Origin of the sequence: Planktothrix sp. FACHB-1355 (genome assembly GCF_014748295.1) — a bacterium.
In the GTDB taxonomy this organism is placed as follows: Bacteria; Cyanobacteriota; Cyanobacteriia; order Cyanobacteriales; family Aerosakkonemataceae; genus Aerosakkonema; species Aerosakkonema funiforme_A.
On sequence record NZ_JACJUP010000240.1, the window covers coordinates 1 to 7,179 of the forward strand.

Here is a 7,179-nt window from a genome sequence, read left to right on the forward strand (position 1 = left end):
CGATCGCTCCAGTTTCTAGGGCAATCGCCACATTGAGCGGTTTGAAAGTCGAGCCCGGTTCGTAAAGGTCTGTCAGCGCCCAATTCTTAAACAGTTCTACATTATATTTGGAGTAATGGTTTGGATCGTAGGAAGGTTCGGAAACCATTGCCAGTAAGGCACCATCCCGCGCATCCATAACGATCGCCGTACCTCGCTTGGCCTGGAATTGTGCAATTTTTTCTTTGAGGGCAGAACGGGTAGCGCGTTGGAGTCGGCTATCTACAGTCAGTTGCAGTCGCAGATCGTCTGTATTCATTACTCCGATTGGCGCGTAGTCGGGCATGATCGCACCATTTCCAGTCCGACTCAGCCTGACGGCTTTGATGGAACGTTCTAACAGATTTTGTTGGCTGCGTTCTATACCTGCTTGACCGATGTGATCCATATCCACGTAGCCCACAATGTCTGCGGCAAGTTCCTGCTGCGGGTAGAGGCGCGAGTAATGGGGCAATAACTCTAGGCCATCCACTCGCAAGGCGACGATGCGATCGGCTACTTCTTCCAATAAGGAATTTTCAAGGCGAATCCCACTTTCTGTTTTGTTGAATAGTTTTTCCAGATCTTCGGCAGAACGACCTAACAGAGGGGAAAGTTTTGTGGCCACTTCTTGTTTGGAAGTTTTAAATAGCTTGGGGTGCGCGTACAAAGTGTAAGCTGGGCGATCGATTGCCAGAATGTTGTTATTGCGGTCAACTATGGGACGTCGAGGCACATACGGACGTAAGGTAACAGCTTGTTGCTGCTTTGCTCTGCCTTCCAGTACAGGCCCGCGAACAACTTGCAGCCGATACAAATTCCAGGCTAAGCTCAATCCACTCACAATTAAAACGATCCACACTACTATAATTCTGTGCAACGGTGCTTGTTGTGGCTGAGATTTGGGATTGTGCGATCGCCGATCGGTTTCTGAGTATGCTGAAATCTTGCCTGTTTTGTTTGCGCCAAACTTGCGTTCCCAAGCAGAGATATTTTGCTGGCGGAGTTTGGCGATGGGAGCTACTAAATTAGCCCCAACCTGTGCTTGTTGCTTGTCTGAGCTTTTGCGTCGCCCAGGGGGCTGTTTGAGCTTGGATTGTGGGTTTCTGCTGCGACGCCTACCAGCATAACGAGAAGAGGGAGGCTCGGGTGAAGCCATATCAAAACCTGTACAAAAATGGCGATAACAATTGTTGGTGAATTATTGCTGAATGCTTCCCAGTTAGATTGAGTTCTTTTCAATTGATAGCGCAAACACTGCGGGATGGAGATTGGCTTGCATTTTCTGCCAGACTTCCACTCTCTTTAGTACCCTACTGGTGTTGGAGTTAGCTGAGGATGGGAAACTGAGGGGGCGGGCGTTTTTTCTGTAGGAACCGATCGCTGTGGTGATGGTACGAGAAACAAATTATTTTCTGGAGTTGGGGAAACCAAACCTGTATCGGGGTTTTCTGCGCCCTCGGCAAGTTTATTTTTTAACACTTCACCCGCCGCCGTCAGTTGACGTTCTTTTCGCTCCAATATTTCCAGTTTGCGGTATTCTCGGCTCCAGAGTTGCTGGGAATATACTGTCCCGCCGTAAACGAAGAGCGCCGCACCTGCCAGGAAAAAAGTTACGACTGTCGAGCTGCGTTGCAGCCAAATGGCAGCATTTAACCAAGCTGGTATAGATTCATACTGAGGCTTAATTTTGACAGTTTTATCGTTAATTGAGTGCGATCCCGGCTCGCGGACTGGGCGCGAGCGCTTTGTCGCTGCCTGCTCTAGCTTCAGCTTAGCTTGTTTGTCTCCCATTTGTCGTAATGAGCTTTGGGATCTGCTGCCGACCGCCTTTTTTTGAGCTTCGATTTCAGTAACAACCGATCTTCTGAATGGTAGCCTTTTGGCAGAAAACACAGATTTAGGGGCGATCGACATATGCTGTACCAATCTGATATACATTCCCATTTCCACATATTTTTTCGGGATTGGGATTTTGAACTGAGTAGAGATCTGATTGTAATAGCCATCTTTGCCCTTAAACAATCTTCTCACCTCAGTTTGAAGATCCGAATGGAAATAATCTTACGTATCCTGTCGAGATCCGAGAGTTAGTCTTTGTCAAATCTGGACAAAATGACTTCTTTAAGAGATAATCCACATTTTTTGCAGTATCATGTCAAAAGTGGTAGCTTTGCTTCCCAAACAAAAATTGGGTTGTATTTGCACGCTAGCTTAGTAAATAAAGTATTGTTATCATCATCTAGTTACGAATTGTGACGCAATCGTTAACAGAGGAGTGTATGAACAAGAAAATCGTTAGTTTGTTTCTCGGACTCGGCTTGGCGGCTACGTTGGGAGCCTGTCAAGGCGGTGGCGAAAATACCACCAGTCCATCTCCCGCCTCTCCCCCAGCAGCTTCTCCGCCTGCCAAACCACCAGCCCCACCGGCAGCTACTCCGGCTAAACCGCCTGCAACTCCTGCTCCTACTAAATCGCCCTAAGCTGGTTTTCGCTACTCTGACGATCGGCTGGCATAAGTCCGACTACTGAGCAAAGTAATCAACCTTAGCAAAAAGTTATCAGAGGATAAGGGGTTAATCACCCCACCTGATTCTACTGAATCCAGGTGGGGCTTGTTTGTAAGTTACCAGCGCTGGTATTAAACCAATACACAGGCAGTATCGCAAGAGGATCTAATGAATAGAATTTTTCCCTATATCGGAAAACTGCTGTTTTTCTACTCCTCTAGTGCGGTGCTGCTTGCTTTATCTGCGCCCATACTAGCCTTACCACCGCCAGAGGATACACCGGAAGAAGTTTTGCGGACAGAAATTATTACAGGAGCGCGATCGCCGATCGATGGTAAACCTGTAAGTGCCGCTGAGTACGCTCAGTTAAGCGCAAGCTTGCGAGAACCACAATTTCAAAGACCTCAAGTCGATCCGGAAGTGCAGCATTTAATCTTTTTGCTGCGTTTAAGTTATCCGCTCCGCAAACTTTTCCCATTTTTGCATTTTTAGCAATCATTAGCCTTTGGGGATAGATCTCTACTCGTACTGGAAAAGCCTAGTTTGAGGGACTGGGCATTAGATATCTGCAAAAATTCTGGTGGGGTAGCCATCCTGCCTGCTTTTAAGATTATTTTGGCGGAAATGTCTATTGGCAATACCCGATCGCACAAGCATTTGGGCCGCCAATAGGCAAGCGCGATCGCCATAAATACCGGAGGCCCACAATAGCGCTGGCGCAATATTGTTGTGGGTAATTCAGGCGCTCCTCTAGCAGAAGATGTAAATACATGAAAAAATGTATAAAAATATAAAGTGCTTTTGCAACTCTGTCCTGTCTCAACAAGTCAGTAAGTTCCTCTTAGGTAGGTAGCCTCATGTCCATGACCATTGCTCCTGAGCAGATTGACCGGATTGTTTGGAATCAGCATCAAGACCCGTTTGAAGTGTTGGGTCCCCATTCTGTAGAGCAAAATGGCAAAACTGTTTGGGTAGTGCGAACCTACCTTCCCAATGCTGACGCTGTGTGGGTAGTTCTGCCAGAGGAACGCAAACAATACCCGATGCAAGCGGTGCATAATCCTCATTTTTTTGAATGCACCATAGATATACCGGAATTAGCGAACTATCAACTGCGGATTAAAGAAGGAGAACACGAGCGGGTCACCTACGATCCCTATGCCTTCCGCTCTCCGTTGCTGACTGACTTTGACATTCATTTATTTGGGGAAGGAAATCACCATCGGATCTACGAGAAGTTAGGGGCGCACCTAACAGAGGTGGAAGGCGTTAAAGGTGTGTATTTCGCAGTTTGGGCTCCCAATGCGCGTAATGTTTCTGTTTTGGGGGATTTCAACTGGTGGGATGGTCGCAAACACCAGATGCGAAAACTGGTCAATGGCGTTTGGGAACTGTTTATTCCGGGATTGGAAGTGGGAGTCCACTATAAGTTTGAAATCAAAAACTATGCGGGTCATATTTACGAAAAAAGCGACCCCTACGGTTTCCAGCAGGAAGCGCGACCTAAAACTGCTTCGATTGTCACAGATTTAAATACCTACACCTGGCACGATAGCGATTGGATGGAAAAGCGCCGTCAGACTGACCCCCTGAGCAAACCGGTGGCTGTCTACGAATGCCATTTGGGTTCCTGGTTGCACGCTGCTGCTGATGAACCGGCTAAGTTGCCAAATGGGGAAACTGAGCCGGTGGTAGTTGTCTCGGAACTCAGACCGGGGGCTCGTTTTCTTACTTATCGGGAGTTGGCGGCAAAGTTGATTCCCTACGTTAAGGAACTGGGATTCACGCATATTGAATTATTGCCGATCGCAGAGCATCCTTTTGATGGCTCTTGGGGATATCAGGTGACGGGGTTCTACGCGCCGACATCTCGTTACGGTACGCCCCAAGATTTCATGTATTTTGTTGACAAATGTCACGAAAACGGTATTGGGGTGATCCTGGATTGGGTACCCGGTCACTTCCCCAAAGACGGTCACGGTTTGGCATTCTTCGATGGCACCCACCTCTACGAACACGCCGACCCCCGCAAGGGCGAACACAAACAGTGGGGCACTTTGGTGTTCAACTACGGTCGCAATGAGGTGCGTAATTTCCTAGTAGCCAACGCCCTGTTCTGGTTTGACAAGTACCATATTGATGGGGTACGGGTAGATGCGGTGGCTTCTATGCTCTACCTCAACTATTTGCGCCCGGATGGGGAATGGGTGGCGAACCAGTACGGCGGTTGCGAACACATTGAGGCGGCTGATTTTCTGCGCCAGACAAATCATGTCATTTTTAGCTACTTCCCCGGTATTCTTTCGATCGCAGAAGAGTCAACTTCTTGGCCGATGGTGTCTTGGCCTACCTATGTGGGGGGCTTGGGCTTTAACCTGAAGTGGAATATGGGCTGGATGCACGATATGCTGGATTATTTCCACATGGACCCGTGGTTCCGCCAGTTTCACCAAAACAACATTACCTTTAGTATTTGGTATCACCACAGCGAGAATTATATGCTGGCGCTGTCTCACGATGAGGTGGTACACGGCAAGAGTCCGTTGATCGGTAAGATGCCGGGAGACAGGTGGCAGAAGTTCGCCAATGTGCGAGCTTTGTTGACTTATATGTATACTCACCCCGGCAAGAAGACTCTGTTTATGAGTATGGAGTTCGGTCAGTGGAGTGAGTGGAATGTGTGGGGAGATTTGGAGTGGCATTTGTTCCAGTTTGAGGCGCACCAACAGCTGGTGAAGTTTATGACTGAACTGAACCACTTGTATCAAAACGAACCTGCGCTGTATAGTTGGGATTTCGGTGATGGTGGGTTTGAGTGGATTGATTGCAGCGATAATCGCCACAGTGTAGTTTCCTTCCTACGTCGGGATAAGGAAGACCCCAGTAATTTTGTGGTGACGGTGTGTAATTTTACACCTCAGCCCCACAGCCATTATCGGGTGGGCGTGCCTGTACCGGGATTTTACAAGGAACTGTTTAATAGCGATGCCGGTCACTACGGTGGTAGCAATATGGGGAATTTAGGCGGTAAGTGGACTGATGAGTGGACTTACCACAATCATTACCATTCGCTGGATCTGTGTTTGCCACCGCTAGGGGTGCTGATTTTGAAGCTGGATAAGGAGAAGACGGCTCAAGCACTGAAAGCGGCCAATCTGGAATTTGAGGAAGAGTTGGAGGAGTAGGGCGTCGGGCGTCGGGCATCGGGCGTCGGGAAAGAGCGGGAGAGTGGGGGAGTGGGGGAGTGGGAGAGCGGGAGAATTAATATTTTCCCTCTTCCCCAGCCCTTAATCTCGCAAACAGTTACGATCGCTATCTGTGCGTAACGCTCCCAACAATGTGGAGACCCAAACGCAGCGCTTGGGAGCGTTGGTAGAATTATTTTGACCGCGAGTAATAAAGGTGATTCTGCCTAACTGTCCGTTAACGTGTCCTTTGTACTGGAACTGTACTCGATGAATGCCATTGCTTGTGTACAATGTTGTGTTGGATGGGTCGATCGCAATGTTGTCAGCATCTTCGCCCAGCAAGTTGTTCCAAGGTAAACTATCTGTGGGTAGGTTTTCTGGATGTACAGACCATTGCACTCGATCGCTGTGAGTCCGGAAGCTGGTTTGCCAAACTCGCTTCTCTCTTTTACTGTTGATTTGCGCTTCGCGCATGGCACTCAAAGCTTCAGCTTGAGCTGCGTTGAGGCGCTGGCGATTCAAAAATGCTAGCCAACTGGGGGCCGCGATCGCTGCTAAAATCCCAATCACTGCAATAACTACAAGCATCTCGACCAGGGTAAACCCCTTATCGAAACTTGAGGAAGTATATTTCATTTTATAAACACAAAAGATGCACTTAATTCAATTTTCTGACTTAAGCTAGCTATCCGGCAACCATATTTTTATATTCGATTTCCCTATGAGCGACTGGGTATAACTTGCCGATCTAATAGACCACTTTAGAGGCAATCATTATTATTACCTGCACGCATAGCTCCCAGTACGGTATCAACAAAAACACAACGCCTCGAACCATCTGCTTGATTGCGAGGCTTAAACGTGATTTTTACTCCATTGCTTCCCAAAGCTGCCCGATCGTCATCATGAACCAAACCTTTGTACTGAAATCTCATCCTGTAGTAGCCAGCAGGTGCTGCTGGTAGAGTTGTATTAGCGGTATCAATGGTAATTTTATCGCTATCTTCCCCAGTCATATTGTTCCAAGGGTTAGCTTGAGTGCTAGCACAATTAAAATCAGAAATTTCATTCGGAACAGAATGAACAGACCATTGCACCCTATTTATGCCATCGGTATCAGGGTAATCGCGAAAGCAGACTTGCCAAACTCGCTTTTCTCTCTGGGCATTTGCTTGGGCTTCCCGCAATACGCTAAAAGCTTCGGCTTGAGCGGTATTTACTCGTTGTCTAGTTAAAAATCCCAGCCAACTGGGGGCAGCTATTGCTGCCAAAATTCCTACAATCGCTATAACGACGAGCATTTCTATTAAAGTGACACCAGCTATTGCTTGTTTTGAGATAGGCTTCATTTTTTTTCCTCAATAAAGCAGGATATGTAAAGGAATTACTTAAGATATTTATTGGGCAGGTTTTTTATCAATAACTCCACGGGCTACTGCTTGGGTTTTGATCGCTAGAAGTGG

The 7,179-nt window shown here is 47.5% G+C and carries 7 protein-coding genes; 3 read left to right on the forward strand and 4 right to left on the reverse strand.

Annotated elements, in window-relative coordinates; translation table 11 throughout:
* Both H6S82_RS12540 and H6S82_RS32720 read right to left on the reverse strand, forming a co-directional pair.
* A partial coding sequence (locus H6S82_RS12540) for a penicillin-binding transpeptidase domain-containing protein (protein WP_277926409.1) occupies positions 1-1,177 on the reverse strand: 1,177 nt, incomplete at its 3' end.
* A gap of 146 nt (positions 1,178-1,323) precedes the next feature.
* The gene (locus H6S82_RS32720) at positions 1,324-2,043 is read right to left on the reverse strand and encodes a hypothetical protein (RefSeq protein ID WP_199317882.1); all 720 of its coding nucleotides are present in this window, start codon (positions 2,041-2,043) and stop codon (positions 1,324-1,326) included.
* A 257-nt stretch (positions 2,044-2,300) separates the two neighbouring features.
* Here H6S82_RS32720 and H6S82_RS12550 point away from each other — a divergent pair, with 257 nt between their 5' ends.
* The 3 genes from H6S82_RS12550 to glgB all read left to right on the forward strand — a co-directional run bounded on the left by H6S82_RS12550 (position 2,301) and on the right by glgB (position 5,713).
* Positions 2,301-2,501, forward strand: a complete 201-nt coding sequence (locus H6S82_RS12550; RefSeq protein WP_190471116.1) for a hypothetical protein — start codon at positions 2,301-2,303, stop codon at positions 2,499-2,501.
* A 195-nt stretch (positions 2,502-2,696) separates the two neighbouring features.
* Positions 2,697-3,020 carry a hypothetical protein gene (locus H6S82_RS12555; RefSeq protein ID WP_190471112.1) on the forward strand — a complete coding sequence of 108 codons (324 nt, stop codon included), beginning with the start codon at positions 2,697-2,699 and terminating at the stop codon, positions 3,018-3,020.
* A 371-nt stretch (positions 3,021-3,391) separates the two neighbouring features.
* Complete coding sequence (gene glgB, locus H6S82_RS12560) at positions 3,392-5,713, forward strand: 1,4-alpha-glucan branching enzyme (protein ID WP_322111979.1); 2,322 nt, start codon at positions 3,392-3,394, stop codon at positions 5,711-5,713.
* Positions 5,714-5,815: 102 nt separating this feature from the next.
* Here glgB and H6S82_RS33980 read toward each other — a convergent pair whose 3' ends face one another.
* Both H6S82_RS33980 and H6S82_RS12570 read right to left on the reverse strand, forming a co-directional pair.
* The gene (locus H6S82_RS33980) at positions 5,816-6,352 is read right to left on the reverse strand and encodes a type II secretion system protein (protein ID WP_190471105.1); all 537 of its coding nucleotides are present in this window, start codon (positions 6,350-6,352) and stop codon (positions 5,816-5,818) included.
* Positions 6,353-6,477: 125 nt separating this feature from the next.
* Positions 6,478-7,065 (reverse strand): type II secretion system protein, encoded by a 588-nt coding sequence (locus H6S82_RS12570; protein ID WP_191056275.1) that lies wholly within the window; start codon positions 7,063-7,065, stop codon positions 6,478-6,480.
* Between the last annotated feature and the right edge of the window lie 114 nt (positions 7,066-7,179).